The sequence below is a fragment of the Candidatus Binataceae bacterium genome (assembly GCA_036495685.1).
Lineage (GTDB): Bacteria > Desulfobacterota > Binatia > Binatales > Binataceae > JAFAHS01.
This window is the reverse complement of the sequence record DASXMJ010000133.1, coordinates 1-14,465: the sequence shown is the minus strand read 5'-3', so window position 1 is coordinate 14,465 and position 14,465 is coordinate 1. Positions and strand designations below refer to the sequence as shown.

15 protein-coding genes are annotated in these 14,465 nt (G+C 59.1%); 8 read left to right on the top strand and 7 right to left on the bottom strand.

The window, feature by feature from the left end; genetic code table 11:
- The first annotated feature begins 106 nt into the window (after positions 1–106).
- Both VGI36_13080 and VGI36_13075 read left to right on the top strand, forming a co-directional pair.
- Positions 107–508 carry a VOC family protein gene (locus VGI36_13080; GenBank protein ID HEY2486078.1) on the top strand — a complete coding sequence of 134 codons (402 nt, stop codon included), beginning with the start codon at positions 107–109 and terminating at the stop codon, positions 506–508.
- A 73-nt stretch (positions 509–581) separates the two neighbouring features.
- Complete coding sequence (locus VGI36_13075) at positions 582–1,088, top strand: hypothetical protein (protein HEY2486077.1); 507 nt, start codon at positions 582–584, stop codon at positions 1,086–1,088.
- Here VGI36_13075 and VGI36_13070 read toward each other — a convergent pair whose 3' ends face one another.
- Complete coding sequence (locus VGI36_13070) at positions 1,089–1,517, bottom strand: amidohydrolase family protein (GenBank protein HEY2486076.1); 429 nt, start codon at positions 1,515–1,517, stop codon at positions 1,089–1,091.
- Between the two features lie 1,474 nt (positions 1,518–2,991).
- Between VGI36_13070 and VGI36_13065 the strand changes: the two genes are divergently transcribed.
- Both VGI36_13065 and VGI36_13060 read left to right on the top strand, forming a co-directional pair.
- Positions 2,992–3,141 (top strand): hypothetical protein, encoded by a 150-nt coding sequence (locus VGI36_13065; GenBank protein HEY2486075.1) that lies wholly within the window; start codon positions 2,992–2,994, stop codon positions 3,139–3,141.
- Complete coding sequence (locus tag VGI36_13060) at positions 3,138–3,560, top strand: SRPBCC domain-containing protein (GenBank protein HEY2486074.1); 423 nt, start codon at positions 3,138–3,140, stop codon at positions 3,558–3,560. The genes VGI36_13065 and VGI36_13060 overlap by 4 nt, the downstream gene beginning before the upstream one ends.
- Positions 3,561–3,781: 221 nt before the next feature.
- Here VGI36_13060 and VGI36_13055 read toward each other — a convergent pair whose 3' ends face one another.
- Positions 3,782–5,179, bottom strand: a complete 1,398-nt coding sequence (locus VGI36_13055) for an FAD-dependent oxidoreductase (protein ID HEY2486073.1) — start codon at positions 5,177–5,179, stop codon at positions 3,782–3,784.
- A gap of 604 nt (positions 5,180–5,783) precedes the next feature.
- Here VGI36_13055 and VGI36_13050 point away from each other — a divergent pair.
- The 3 genes from VGI36_13050 to VGI36_13040 all read left to right on the top strand — a co-directional run bounded on the left by VGI36_13050 (position 5,784) and on the right by VGI36_13040 (position 8,122).
- Positions 5,784–6,560 carry an SDR family oxidoreductase gene (locus VGI36_13050; protein HEY2486072.1) on the top strand — a complete coding sequence of 259 codons (777 nt, stop codon included), beginning with the start codon at positions 5,784–5,786 and terminating at the stop codon, positions 6,558–6,560.
- A gap of 115 nt (positions 6,561–6,675) precedes the next feature.
- Complete coding sequence (locus VGI36_13045; GenBank protein HEY2486071.1) at positions 6,676–7,446, top strand: SDR family oxidoreductase; 771 nt, start codon at positions 6,676–6,678, stop codon at positions 7,444–7,446.
- Between the two features lie 13 nt (positions 7,447–7,459).
- Entirely contained in the window at positions 7,460–8,122 is a 663-nt protein-coding gene (locus tag VGI36_13040) for a TetR/AcrR family transcriptional regulator (protein ID HEY2486070.1), read from the top strand.
- Between the two features lie 145 nt (positions 8,123–8,267).
- On the opposite strand, the gene VGI36_13035 is transcribed toward VGI36_13040, so the two are convergent.
- Positions 8,268–9,140 (bottom strand): helix-turn-helix transcriptional regulator, encoded by an 873-nt coding sequence (locus VGI36_13035; GenBank protein ID HEY2486069.1) that lies wholly within the window; start codon positions 9,138–9,140, stop codon positions 8,268–8,270.
- A gap of 125 nt (positions 9,141–9,265) precedes the next feature.
- Here VGI36_13035 and VGI36_13030 point away from each other — a divergent pair, with 125 nt between their 5' ends.
- Positions 9,266–9,994, top strand: a complete 729-nt coding sequence (locus VGI36_13030; protein HEY2486068.1) for a glutathione S-transferase family protein — start codon at positions 9,266–9,268, stop codon at positions 9,992–9,994.
- Positions 9,995–10,021: 27 nt separating this feature from the next.
- On the opposite strand, the gene VGI36_13025 is transcribed toward VGI36_13030, so the two are convergent.
- The 4 genes from VGI36_13025 to VGI36_13010 form a co-directional block, all read right to left on the bottom strand.
- Positions 10,022–11,365 (bottom strand): DsbA family protein, encoded by a 1,344-nt coding sequence (locus VGI36_13025; protein ID HEY2486067.1) that lies wholly within the window; start codon positions 11,363–11,365, stop codon positions 10,022–10,024.
- Between the two features lie 271 nt (positions 11,366–11,636).
- Entirely contained in the window at positions 11,637–12,257 is a 621-nt protein-coding gene (locus VGI36_13020) for a hypothetical protein (protein ID HEY2486066.1), read from the bottom strand.
- A 507-nt stretch (positions 12,258–12,764) separates the two neighbouring features.
- Positions 12,765–13,868, bottom strand: coding sequence for a hypothetical protein (locus VGI36_13015; protein HEY2486065.1), 1,104 nt, complete (start codon positions 13,866–13,868; stop codon positions 12,765–12,767).
- 298 nt (positions 13,869–14,166) lie between these two features.
- Positions 14,167–14,465: CoA transferase (locus VGI36_13010; GenBank protein ID HEY2486064.1), on the bottom strand; the 299-nt coding region annotated here is incomplete at its 5' end.

Here is a 14,465-nt window from a genome sequence, read left to right as displayed (position 1 = left end):
ACCGGAGCACCCGCGATCGATTCGACTGTACACAACGGCATTTACAAGTCGCGGCCATGGACGTGCGGTCGATAACTGGTCAGACTGCGCCTCTGGAGGAGGCTCTATGGCACCAGTAAGCGGAATCGATCACGTCGTTATCAATGCGACCGATCTGGAAGCGACTTGCGCCTTCTACGATCGCCTGTTTGGAATCACGACTCATGCTGAGTACGCAAAAGACGGTAAGGTGCTGGTGCGGCAAGTCGCAATCGGGGGTGCTGTACTGAGCATCCATCAGCAGGGGAATGGCGTCGAGCTCGTCGCCCAACATCCGACTGTGGGCGGCGGCGACATTTGCTTTCGCTGGGATGGCGACATCCAGAGCGCGATCGACCTTCTGAAACGCAACGGCATCGCGATCATTGCCGGACCGGCGCGTCGACGGACGGCGGACGGCAAGCCGAGCAAGTCCGTCTACTTCCGCGACATCGACGACAATCTGCTGGAGCTCATGGCAGCGGACTGATGCGACCCGCCGGCCGAATACTCTCGAGCTCGATTTCTTCGAATCTTGACCGCTGAGGTTACGGGCCAGCGCTTTGTCCGCGTATGACATTGCGGGATGGGCCGGATTCCTGGCGGTGGCGGCCGGCGTTGCGGCGACTCTGACCGGACTTATCTTCGTGGCGGTCTCGATCAATCTCGCGCGGATTCTGGAATTTCCCGGGTTGCCAGAGCGCGCCGCCGAGACCATCGTGCAGTTGCTCGGCGCGATGATAATTTCGCTTATCGCTCTGGTGCCCGGGCAATCGGCGCTGGTTCTGGGGGTAGAGCTGGCGGTCGCCGGTGCGATCCTCTGGTTTCTTGAGACCCGCTTGCAGTTGCGTTCGCTCAAACAGTTGGGCTCGCTCAAAGAGAGTGTCCGGCGCCGCCCAATCTTCTCGATCGTATTCGCGCAAGTCGCTGCGGTGCCATTCGTTCTGGCCGGAATAACGCTGGCGCTGGGCACGCTCGGCGGCCTCTACTGGCTCGTGCCGGGGCTGATTTTTTTGATGACGATCGGCGTCGCGACCGCGTGGGTTTTGCTCGTCGAAATTCTGCGCTGACTAGTCTTCGTAGCCCATCATCACGACGAAATTGCGATGGTAGAATTGCTCCTTCGCCTCCTCGCCGGTTGAGTGCAGCGTCGCTTCAAAGCGTGCAATGGGGTCGCGGCCGCCCTCCGGATGCGGATAGTCGGTGGAGAACAAAACCGTCTCCGCGCCGGCATTCTCTATGATCCATCCCACCGGCTCGGTCGGATAGGGCGTCACCTTTACCTGCCGGCGAAGATAATCCGCCGCCTTCAACGGCAGGTGCAGCGCAGGCTCCGTCTTTTTGAATATCGCTTGGCACAAATCCAACCGCCTCAACAGGGCTGGCAGCCACAGGGCGCCTTGCTCGATGACTCCCCCACGGAGATCGGGAAACTGCTCGAAGATTCCGTCCAGCACCATCGCCGCCAAAAACTGCTCGGGAATCTGATGAAGCGTCATGTAATCCTTGGAGCGAATATTCACCGCCGCCCAACCAGTCGGTGGTCGCAGGCTTGCCGTTGTTGACGAAGGCACGCCGCAGCGGACGGCCGCCGCCGCCTACGTGGAGCATGAAGGGGATGTTGTGATCCTGCAGAAACGCCCAGAACGGATGGTACGCCGGATGGGTCGGTGAGCGATTTCCGGCAGGCATCGAATTGACCTGAATCGCGCCGCATCCGGCCTTCACTGCCTCGCGGGCCTCGAGCAGCGTGCGTTCAGGATCATCCCATGGCACCCAGCCGACCGCGATCAGCCGCCGGTCGGCCGCGCAGAAATCGCCCATCGCCCGATTCAACGCGCGCGTGCCACCCCAGAGCAGTTCCGCATCGGTTCCCTGGAATTGGGTGATCGCGAAAGTCGGGAATACCAGCTGCCGCTCCACTCCGAGCAGATCGAGTGCGCGGCTGCGCTCGGTGGGATTGAAGGCGCCCAGCGCAAGCCACCCTTTCGCGCCCATCAGGCTGTCTTCCAATTTTCGGGTCGCCTCTGCGTCGCCGGCGCGTAGCCGGGCCCGCTCGATAAGTTGAGCGGCAGGTGCCCCGGCGCCGCCTAGATACAGAGGACGGGTGCGATCACGGATGGCGGCATCGGCATAATGCGGCAACCATTCGCTAAGTTCCATCAGGTGGCTGTCGGCATCGTAGTAGGTACGTCCGTGCGCGTACGGCATCAGATTCTCCATGTTTCGGAATTTCGGCCGCCCACCGGCCATCCCGATCGTTCGGAGAGGAGAGGTTACCGGCGATCGGATCACCCGGGGAGCAGGCCGCGTATGCCCTTGGACGCGGGTTACACACGTCCGCTTCCGGAGTCGCCTGGAAAACCAGCTATTGGTGGCCTTCAAGAACGATGATTCGGAGTGCCGAATCTCGAGGTTCTCGGGAGACCGCGGTTTGAGCGCCGACCAAGATCCCAACCTCGCGGCGCGAATCTGGGGCGCAACCGAACCAGCTGCACCCTACGACTGATGCATATGCATCGGGCAATGTTGCCCTCCCGAGCAACACGATTCTTTCGGACAGCAATTCTGCTGGGGGTTGCAGCATGCTGGCGCTGCACCCGGAGCGCGAAGTGCGTAGGCGCTGAAGCCTGCGCCGAAGAGAATGAGAGCCGCAAACAGGGAGAGTATCGAGCCCTTCATTTCATGACTCCTTCCGGGAGAGCAGCTACAAATCCAACCCGACGCTACCAAGCGGCCTTCCTCTTGGGAAGGGAAAAATGCTCCATTTTTCAGGTTCGCCGCCTCTTGGAAGGGCAGTCGGTTTCGACAAACCTGAGGCGTCATTCTTGACAACGCGTAACTCTTAGGTTACATAATTTAAGTATGGACGTCGTTGACTCGAAAGATTCTCGCGCCGCCCCGCCATCCTCCCCGTCAATATCCCGTTCGCCGGGCTACAACCGCCCGTGACTGGCCACCGAGGCCCATTTGATGCGCAACGGGAAACGCGGACGAATCATCGAGCTGAAGCCCTCGGTGAACCGGACGGCGCAGGAGCTGATCGAGCTGTTGGAGACGCTGGAACCGCTCTGGGGCAAAGTGCTGGAAGCGTTCAAACGATATGCTGAGGAAGAGGAATGACGATTCGCAAATCGATCTGGGTGGCTCGAACACCTGAAATATCGTTCAAGGTGTTCTGCGAGAAGATCACCGAATGGTGGCCCGGCGGCTTCGGGGGTCGGGACAGCCGGTTGTTCCTGGAAGGACAGGTGGGCGGGCGGTTTTACGAAGGGCGAGCAGACGGCACCGAGTACGAGATCGGGAGGATAACGGCTTACGAACCGCCGTCACTGGTTGCGTTTACTTGGCGGGCGCCCAGTTGGGAGGTTACCACGCAAGTCGAAATTCACTTTACCGCGGAAGCAGAAGGAACCCGCGTCGAACTGGAGCACAGCGGATGGGAACAGGATGCCAAGACTCGCGAAGCTCGCAAGAACTACGCTTCCGGATGGGACCTGATACTCGGGCACTACCAGACGGCTTTCGCCGCCACGGCATGACCGAATCGAAACTTAGCTTTTTTCCGTCGCCGCGGTCTTTCACAGTGGGTATCAGACTACCCGGTTGCCACACCTTCTATGAGCACAACCTGTTCAAGCGCTGTGCGCCCGTGCCCCATCCTATTGAAATCGAACTCATGGCGGCTGGCTTGCGTTAGGTTCACCTCTCGCGACCTTGAAGAGATCGCCATCGGTGCAGGTGAATCCGTTCAACCTGAGGTTCATGCGTTTCTCGGCGGAACGGTAGCCAATAGCTCGTTCAGACCTTCGGACATCGTGGGATGGGCCAGGATCCCGTCGCGCAGCACCGTGTACGGCAGATGACCAAGCATCGCGGTCTGCATGGCGCTCATCTGTTCGCTCGCCTCGAAACCGAACGCGGAAAAGCCCAAAATTTCGTCGCTTTCCTTTGCTATCAGCACCTTCATCAGGCCGCGCGGCTCGGAGACCGTCCAGGTCCGTAGTACTTCCGCCATCGGCATCTTCGCCAGCCGGTATTCGATGCTGTCGCGACGCGCCTCGGACTCGTTTCTTCCGACTCGCGCCAGTTCGGGGTCGGTGAACATGCAGAACGGAATCAGCCGATCCTTGGTGGTCCGATTGCCACCGTTCAGGTTGGCGTACACGATGCTGAAGTCGTTGACCGCGACGTGCGTGAACTGAGGGCTGCCGGCACAGTCGCCCAACGCCCAAATCTTCTCGCTAGTGGTCTCCAGCCGTTCGTTGACTCTGACATAGCCGTGCGGGTCGAGTTGAACGCCGGTCACCTCAAGGCCGAGTCCGTCGGTGTTCGCCATCCGCCCAGTCGCAACCAGTAGATCGGTACCTTCGATAGAGTGTTGACCGCGGGCGTCGGTTGCATGGACTTTAATTCTCTGGCCGGACCGTCCCTCGACCTGACGAACGCTGGTGCCGAGCAGGACCTCGATTCCCTCGTCAACAAACGAATCCTTCAACGCCGCGCTGATATCGGTATCTTCGCGGCTGGCAAGTTGCAGACCCTCTTCGATCACGGTGACCTGCGCGCCGAATCGGCGGAACGCTTGCGCGAGTTCCAGGCCCACGTAGCCGCCGCCAAGCACGATGAGATGCTCGGGTAATCGGTCGAGGTCGAGAGCCTCCACGTGCATCATCGGTTTTGCCTCTGCGAGTCCGGAGATTTCTGGAATGGCCGCCCGTGAACCCAGGTCAAGGAACACGCGGTCCCCGGAAATCGTTCTCGTGCCGCCGCTTTTGAGCTCGATTTCGACGGTGCGCGGGGACACGAATCGCGCGTTGCCCATGATGAGTTCTGCGCCGCTCGCGTGGGTGCGGTCCAGGTGCATTTGACGTAGCCGCTCGACCATGAGCCGTTTGCGTCGCTGTGCGCGCTCCATGTCAACGCTTAACGACTCGGTTTTGAGTCCGAACTCGGCGCCCCGCCTGGCCAGTGAAATGACCTTGGCTGAATAGATCATGTGCTTGCTGGGGAGACAGGCAACGTTAGGGCAGGCGCCGCGAATAAATGCCCGCTCGACTACGATGGTGCGACGTCCCGCCCCCGCCATGGTCCAGGCAACGAACTTGCCGGCTCCACCGCTGCCGATAACAAGATTTTCGGCCTTTTCAATGTTGGGCATCCGCGTACCTCCTCTAGTCCAACGATGCAAAAAGTTTGGATGTCATCGAAAAGCTCGCGGAAACCTCGCGCTTCGGTTGCTTGAGCCTTACTGAACCTAGTTGGCATTTAGCATATCGGGGGTCACCTGAATCTGCCGTCAGGTCTGCGCCGGGGTTGGCACGCGGTGTGGCAGGTAGAAACCGTGCGCCGCTAACCCTTCGGCCACGGAGCCCGTCTGCTCCGTTGCGTCGCGAAAAGCACCGAGCGACGCGAGGTCCGACCGGCTGATATCACCTCTATACAGCAAGCGGAGATAATACTACGTGAGGAAAGGGCTCGACGTCCCGCCGCGTTATTCGGGGTAAGATATCCCGCGAAATCGTCCATGGTACCGCCCCGCTATGAGACGTCTCCACGAACCCATGAAGCGGAGGGAAGATCCGAAAATCGGTCCGTCTCAGTCTTCGACACACCAGAGGAGAACGATGTAGCTCGTTATCGCGATCTCGGGACCGTCGATCGCGCAAATATCTCGATGCCTCTCCGAAGGACGCGACATTGTGCTGCGTCGGCGCGATCGGTAAGCAGAAACTGAACGCAAACTACTGCCGCGGAGTCGAATGATGGGAGTCAATTTTTCCGTAAAAGACAAGGTCGCCATCGTCACTGGCGGTTCAAAGGGAATCGGCCGCGCGATTGCTATCACCCTGGCCGAGCACGGAGCCGACGTCGCGATCGCGGCGCGTGGGCGCGAAGCGCTCGAGAAGACGCGTTCCGAAATCGAAGCGACTGGCCGCCGATGCATCGCGTTCACGGCAGACATGGCTGATGAAAAGGAATGGCACCGCCTGGTAGACGAAACAATCGCAGCGCTGGGAGGCGTGGATATTCTGGTCAACAACGCGGCGACCGCATCTGCATACGGGCCCATCGCGAAGACCGACAGTGCCAGTTGGGACCTGGTGATGAAGGTGAACCTGAAGGCGCCATTCGTCCTCTCCAGCCTGTGCCTCCCTTCGATGAAAGCTCGTGGAGGCGGCTCGGTCATCCACATAACCTCCAATGAAGCGATTCGACCAAGTTTCGGTATCGGAGCCTATTCGATCAGCAAGGGCGCTCTGGTCACGCTCGCACAGGTGTGCGCCAAAGAATGGGCGCGCAACAAGATTCGCGTGAATTGTATTGCGCCGGGACTGGTGCGCACCGAGATGGCGATGGGCCTCGTGGAGATGGTTGAAAAATCAGGACGCTATCCAAACCCGATGCACCGGGTGGCCGAGCCCGAAGAGATCGCTGGGATCGCGCTCTACCTAGCCAGCGGCGCGGGCAGTTATGCCACCGGCCAAACCTTTGTGGTCGACGGTGGCGAACTCGTGCTCGCCCCAACCGATCAGAACTGACCGAGAAGCTGATTCCTCCCATAGTCGTAGGCTTGACAAATATCGCTACAGAGATGTAGCGTAATTATTGGTAAGACTTGCAGTCGAATTCCTTTCACCCCACGAGGTTACGAGAATGGGCAAACTCGAAGACAAAATTGCACTCATCACAGGCGCGGCATCCGGCATTGGTGCGGCCACGGCGAAGTTGTTCGTTGCTGAAGGCGCCACGGTGGTGGTCGTTGATATCGACGAAACAAATGGACGCCGAGTCGCCAACGAGGCCGGGCCTTGCTGCGTATTTCATAAAGCCAATGTGGGCGAACCTCTCGAGGTCGAGGCGATGGTGAGGTTTGCGGTGGATAGCTTTGGCCGGCTTGATGTTTTGCACAACAACGTCGCCACGGCAGGCGCAGTCGCTCCGGTCGGCGACATGCCAATCGAAGCCTGGCAGCGTGCCATCGCGGTTTCCCTCTCCGGCGTGTTTTACGGGATGCGCTTTGCCCTGCCCCAAATGGTGGCGCAGGGTGGTGGCGCGGTCGTTAACACGGCTTCAGTATCCGGCCTCGCAGCGGACTACATGCTCGGCGCTTACAACGCTGCGAAGGCTGGCGTGATTAACCTGACGCGCACCGCGGCGATTGAATACGCTCGAAAGAACATCCGAATAAATGCAGTTTGTCCGGGAAGCGTCGCCACACCCCCTTTGTTGAGAGCGCTCGGCGAGGGGGAAGGGCTAAGGCTTCTGGAGGAACACCATCCGGTTGGCCGCCTGGGCCTCCCCGAGGAGATCGCGCGTGTAGTGCTATTTCTCGCGAGCGAGGACTCTTCCTTCATGACCGGCAGCATTGTGGTAGCTGATGGTGGCATCAGTGCTCATACCGGCTTCTTCGGGCATCCGCTTTAGAGACGACACGAAGATGGCTAGACCGCCCTTAAGGTTGACACCCAATGACCGAAGTCCGCGGGCCAAGGGACCGGGACGGCCCCGTAGCCAGGCTGCAGATCAGGCTATCCTGCGAGCCGCACTTAAAGTCTTCATCGAAAGCGGTGTGGAGGGCGCGAGCGTGGAGCAGATCGCTGATGACGCCGGGGTCGCGCGAACCACCTTGTATCGTCGCTGGTCATCGAAGGAGGCGTTAATCGCAAAAGCAATCGCAACGGCCCGAGGGGAAGGAGAGCTGTGGGCGGCGGATCGCGCGAGGTTCGCCAGATCGCCGGAGCCGCTGATCGAGGCGCTCGCTGACGTCGTCACCCGGTCCGAGTACAGGCGTCTTGCGGCCAGACTAATTGGCTCAATTCCCAATAGTCCGGAGTTGATGGAAACATATTGGAACAACCATTTGCTTCCGCGCCGATCCGCGATGCTGAAAGTGATCGAGGCGGCACGGGATGCCGGTATCGTCAGACCCGACTCCGATCCGGAAATTCTGCTGGATCTGATGAGCGGCGCGATCATTCATCACTTGCTGGTCAGACCAGGTAAACGGACGCGCAGCGAGATGTACGTGTACCTTTGTCGGGTTTCGCGAGAACTAGCCGTTGACGCAGTGCTGCTGAAGGGGCGGTCCGGCAGCAGATAGTCCAGATCGTCTTTGGTGCGAACAGATTCGATGCTCGAGCAGTTCCCAGCTTTCCTCGGGATTTGAGCTAGCGACTCGCTTCAGCTGCCACTCCTGAGTAACCGCCACCCCTGTGCACCCGATGCGCACTGTCAGCGCCTGCAGATTAAGGAACGCGTTTGCTCGGGACGTTGGTCTTCCAATTCGCTGAGTTGTTCGATGCGGGTACCGACGCGTGAGTCTCCCATTCCTGGAGAATGGCGTCGCTCGAGCTGTCAGCGGGAAATAACATTTCGATCCGCATTTCCTGCAAGATCACATCCTGCGGGGTTCCGAACGTGGTCAAGGTATTAAAGAGCCGCAAGTAGCTATCTCCGAGATCCAGTTCCACTGGCATGACGACTTCGAGCGGTGGTTCACTCGCCGAAAATGGCGGAAGCAGGTCGTGCGTCAGTAAGTCGCGCAACAGCACTTCTGACGGCCCACCCGGGTTGGCCAGTGCTTCGCGCCGCAAGCGCGCCAGCAGTGCGCGCCCAACATGCTGCCAATTTCGCATCCGGCTTCTCATCCCCTTCGGATCACACACCAGTCTGAGAAAGTTCACACCCTCGGGCGAGGAAAACTGCGTCAACATCAGCGCCGGGACGCTCCGTTCGATGATGCGGCCCGCGGCGTGATTATGCATGACTAGGTTCCATCCGGCGTCGAGCACCATCGCCGGATATGGCTCATGATGCGCCAGCATCCGCTCGAGCATTCTGCACGGAAGTTCCATTCCCGCGCTGGTCAACCTGCGCTCTGGGTAGAATGGTGCAAGTCCCGCGGCCAACAGAACTTCGTTGCGCGCCCGCAGTGGCAGGTCGAGCGCGTCGGCCAGCTTCAGAACCATCTCGCGGCTCGGGTGCGTCCTGCCCGATTCAACGAAGCTGACGTTGCGCTGCGAGGTGTTGGCCCGCATCGCTAGTTCCAGCTGGCTGACGTTCCTGCTCTTGCGCCACTGGCGCAACAGCGTACCCAACATTATCTTCGGGGTTTTCATCCCAACGTCCCTAAAGCGGTTTATTACATGCCGGGTAATTGCCTGCGGCTTACGGCTCGCTTATCTTCCGCGCGAACCACTCCTCGGACCAGCAGGAAAGAGCACATCACGGTGAGCAGTTGAACATGATAACGCTACATCGATTCGGACCCTTTCTGGGTGCGCCCGACTCCAGCCCCTTCGTAATCAAGACCATGATGCTCCTGAAACTTGCCGGACTCGAATACCGGGAGGTGCAGAGCAATCCGTTCAACGCGCCCTTGCGATTTCTGCCTTACATCGAAGATGAGGGTGTGACCGTGGCGGACTCGACCCTCATACGCCATCACTTGGAGCAGAAGTACGGACGCGATTTCGACGCGTGCCTCAGTACCCAGCAGAAAGCCCTTGCGTGGGCCATCGAGCGAATGTGCGAAGACCACCTCTACTTCGCAATGCTCGAGAGCCGATGGCTGGATCGCGCAAATTTCCTAGACGGCGTGGCGACGATGTTCGGAGCAGTCCCGGCACCGCTGCGCCCTGTCGCGAGAATCGCGCTGCGCCGGATGAACGCCGCCCGCCTCCGTGGCCACGGCCTGGGCCGCCTTTCGAAGGCGAAAATCGCAAAGCTTGCGACCTTTGACATCGATTCACTGGCCACCCTGTTCGGTGACAAGCCCTACCTGATGGGCAGCCAGCCGTGCGGCGCCGACGCGACCGTCTTTGGAATGATCGCATCAATCCTGACGCCGCCGCTCTGCAGCGCGCTGCGCGCGGCGATGGGTAAACACGCCAATCTCGTCAGCTATCGGGATCGCTTGATGTTCGAATATTTCCCACATTCCGACAACCATTCAGCCGCGTCAGCTCCTTGAAGAACGAAGCTGAGAGTGGGTTCGTCTTCAAGGGTACCCGAGCCTATTTCGAATCAGGGGCAAGTGCTCACGGCCAACGAAGACCTCGCCTGCGATCATGTATGCAGGCACGTCGAAGACGCCCGCATTCAGCAGCTCGCTGCGCACCCGATCGAGGGCGGCGAGCCCCTCTCCTCTGGCGAACGTCTCATATCCGGGCAGCGGCGCTCCAATCTTTTGCAGCAGGCCGCGGAGCGCGGATTCGTCTTCGATGTCAAGTTCTCCCCGCCAGTAGCCCTCGAAGACTTTCTGAACATAGTTGCTAACCAGGTGTTTGGACTCGCGTTCCAACCATAGGAGTGTGATCGCCGCAAGTCTTGAATTCGCCACCTTGCCAAGATCGCGAACGATGCCGCGATCGGCTAGATACCGCGCCAAATCGCGCTGCACGTAAGCGGCGCGAATCGCCCGATGACGCCCGCCGCGATCCTCTGCACGTGACGGTGCCATCGGCGCTGGTCGCGACTCAACGAGAAACGGCTTCCAGTCGATTTCGATTCCGAGCTGCTCAGCCAATGCACAGGTCGGCCCATGGGCCAGATAGGCACGTGGACTCGTAAAATCGATCGCGAGCGTAAGCGTTGCGCGGTTGGTAGCGCCGGTCATCACCGGTTCGCCGCTTTCATAGGCAACGTCTGGAGCCGAGCCGTGGCGTCCCAGGAGTATCCACTTGATGCGCGGCAGGTGCTCTCGTCCGAAGAACAGCTCTCGCTCTACGATGAAAGTCGGCACACCGAAGATCCCCGCGTCAAAGGCGGACCGCTGGATAAGATCGTGAAGTTCTCGACCCTCTCCTGACACGTATTCGCGAAATTTTTCTGTATTAGCACCTGTCTCTTGAAGTACGCCCTCGATGATTGAGACGTCTTCGATGTCGAGGTCGCGCTTCCAGAAGCGCTCGTACGTCGCCCCCATGTACGCGCGTAGCACCAAGGTTCCGTGCCGTTTTGCCCACAGCATTCCGATCGCAGCCAGCGACGAGTCCCATATCTTCGTGGTTCCCCGCACCACGAGTTTGTGGAGGGAGCCGTAGCGGCGCACGTCCCCATAGGCCGCCTTTACCGCCCTCCACTGTGTGTCGGTGCGCTGACTCTCGACAACACGATTCTCCTTATCGAGTCTCGCCGAGCCGAGATAACTGGGGATGTCGAGGGTGAAGGGACGCCAATCGATATCGAGCTTAAGTTCGTCGGCTAGCGCCCAGCTCGGGTCCTTCGCCAAGTACGCGTAGGGACTCTTGAAATCGATGTAGATAATCAGCCGCGCGCGCGAAGAAAGTGGATCGAACTGCAGTGAACCCAGGCTCATGACCGCACCAAATCGCAGACTCACGCAACTCTATATCGAGCGGTCGCTTTCGTCGACCGATCGTACTCTGTCACTGATGGATCGGATGCGGGCAACGACACACGAGTCTTGCCTCGATCCGGCTTAAGGAATCGCCTAGAGTACGCGCGAATTCGTCTATATGTGCAGGGCGAATGAGTTCAGGGCGTTAGGCAATTGCCTGCTCGCGCAGAATCCGAGGGCTAGGGTTTCAGAAACATCTAGCCCTCGGTTCCGTTAGGTTTGGTCCGGTTCGAGCCTAAGTTAGCAGTGGCAGTCAGGCGCGCGCGTCGGCCGGCTTTCCATTGAGAAGCGCACAAGCTTCGTAGAGCCAAGTCGCACTAGCCAACTCGTCTTTAGCGTATAAACGCGCGATCTCCTTGGTAAGCTGATCTTCTTTTATTGATTCAGCAAAGTCGAAGATTGGTTGAAGGAACTTCATCGGGTCGGGACCTGCAAAAGAGGTAGCACGCAGAAGCTTTTCGGCATCGGAGAGGTTAGGGTCAGCGTAATATTCGAGTTGACGCGCCACATCGCTCCCATTTTCTTTCTTTGTGCCCCCTAGTTCACGCAGTCGCCGCTCGAACACTCGCGAATGGTAACCTTCCCGCTCAGCGACCATACGGACACCACCACGCACGCAGTCAGTCTTCGAAACCGCATCCCACTTTCGCAGGGCCACTTCCGCTGCACCTTCCGCAGAGCCGAATCTGTCCAGAAAATACAGGACCGCATCACGTTCACATCCGAAGCTTCGGCCGAAAGCCTTTATGCCCGCGCCATTAGTGGTACCGACCCCGTTCTCGATTGTGCCGACCTCTTGCTCGAAGGTCTCCTCGCTGATGATGCCTTTGCGATAGGCCCGGAGCAGCTGTTTAAATTCGAAATCCTTGTTCATTGTGATTCCTCCCTGGCTTTTGCGGTCGCAGCCGCGTTTCAAAGAGAATCTCCCTGCGCAAAATGTTCGCCCACTGGAAACTCAAAACGGTGCCCCTCCGCCGCTGGGCACCCTGGAAGTTAGAGGTAAGCAGAGCGCGTTTTTGGCATGGTTTCAACCAAAAGAATCCAGCCAGGTTGTTTCAGTGCTTTGGTCGCGCGCCAACCTTAAATCCGACCCTTTTTTCCCGTTCCCGTCACGACCAAGACGCGTTCTTTAGCCACAATTGCGCCGGGCACGAGCTCAGGGAACTCCATCTATCGACTCCCGTTTGCTCCGCAGTTGCCGAATTCGTGGCCGTTGGACTCAGATAGATCGTTCGCCTTTTGCCCTTGCGAATTTGTAATTAAAACGTCTGCCGTTCCCCATTCTCGTCCCGCCTGATCCTGTCCAAGCGGAGCGTGACTACATCGAGAGGGCAGTTGGCCGCGGACCCTTTGGATTCGAGACAATGAGCCAGCCCCTCACCTAGCGATTACGATGGTCGCGAGTAAGGTTGGGCGCCCTCGGGTGAGGATAGGGATGAGGCGTGGGCACTGCCTCGCGATGGAATGCGCGGGCGCGTTCAGCCGCGTCGCGATAAATTGCGGCGAGCTGGTCCTCGACGTCGTAGTCGAACGAGTCTTGAAGACGCCTCTCGAGGTCACCACTCCGTTCGGGCTGGTGTTCGATATACCAACGCGTGGTACGTCGAAGCGCCTCTTCGGGAGGAAGGGGATCGCTATATCCCAATTGCGTCTTGATCTTGTGCAAGTCCAGGAGCTTGTGATGCGGCGTTATTTCGAGACTGATTCCGCGGGACGGGTAAGCGACCTTGGCCGGTAGATCAATGATCTCCAATCGGTGATTCATCTCATCGGCGATAATCTCGACAATCTGGCGAATAGAGAATTGACGATCGTCGCCGCAGTTGTAGATTTGACCGGCGGCCGCATCCGCGTCGTCGACCGCGAGCAGCACGCCATGAGCCAGGTTGCCAGCGTAGCCATGAGTCATCAGGTTCAGACCCCCGTCAGCCAAGATCATGAAAGGGCGCCGATCGAGAACGCGCCGAATCACACACCATTCGCGCGGAATCAGCTGGTACGGTCCATACACATACGGATAGCGGTAAACCACGCCGCGCGGGTGAGCGGCGAGGACCGCCTGTTCGGTGCTGGCGATCAGGTATGAGAAGCGATGGTCCGCTTCGCTTTCAACCGTGGGGGCAGTCTCGGGAACCGGAATCGGCAGACCAGCGGGAAAATTGGCGGACGGAACGAAGTAGCCGCGATAGGCGGGCACGCCACCGATTGCTATGAACTGGCCGGTTTTGCCGGCGAACGCCTCAGCGACAATGCGGATCCGTCCGTAAGTCGCGATCACCACGTCGAATTCGCGCCCTCCAATTGCGAGGTCGAGTGTCTCGCGAAAATGCGGGTCTGCATGAATGTGCTCGACGTCGGGGCCGATCTCCGGAATTTCGTGTGTTCCACGGTGAAGAATCGCGACCTTGTACCCACGCTCGCGCAAGCCGTTTGCGAGAAACGGTCCGCTGGGACCCGTACCGCCGACAATCAGGGCGCTCTTCATGGATTGCTCACTTTGGTCTACTGCAGTTGGCGGCTCATCGCCGGCCGCCAATATACCTGTGCGTACCGAAAACGTCACCCGGTGGTCATCCTTCGGTCCGAAGACAGGTCGCGCTGTTCCCCCAAAGTCGGTCCCTCGGCGCAGGTGCTTCGCTTTGCTGCGGTGCGCTTTCGGAGATCTTGTTTCGAGGTTCCGGGGAAGAGGTGTCGCCAAGGTATACGTCTGTCGGTCAACTTGTTCCTCTGGCAGCTGGGTTCAGGAAAAGACGCGATCGAGATTCTAAAAATCGAATTGGTATTCAGCTGAGCGCGCCGGCATTTCGAAGCAGATCGATCTTCTCTAGGGAATAGCCCAGCAGCTTCGACAAGACGCCATCCGTGTCAGCTCCTCTCATGGGCGCTGGCGATGCGACCCTGGAAAACTTACCGCCGAGGGTCCAGGGGATTCCAACATGCGTCCGCTGTCCAACTTCGGGATGCTCGAGCTGCACAAGGTACCCGCGTTCACGCAGATGCTCGCTGGTGGCCAGATCCTGGTTGCTCATCGAAGGAAACGCGGCGACGCCGACGCGTTGCAGGGCTTCGGTGATTTCCCATC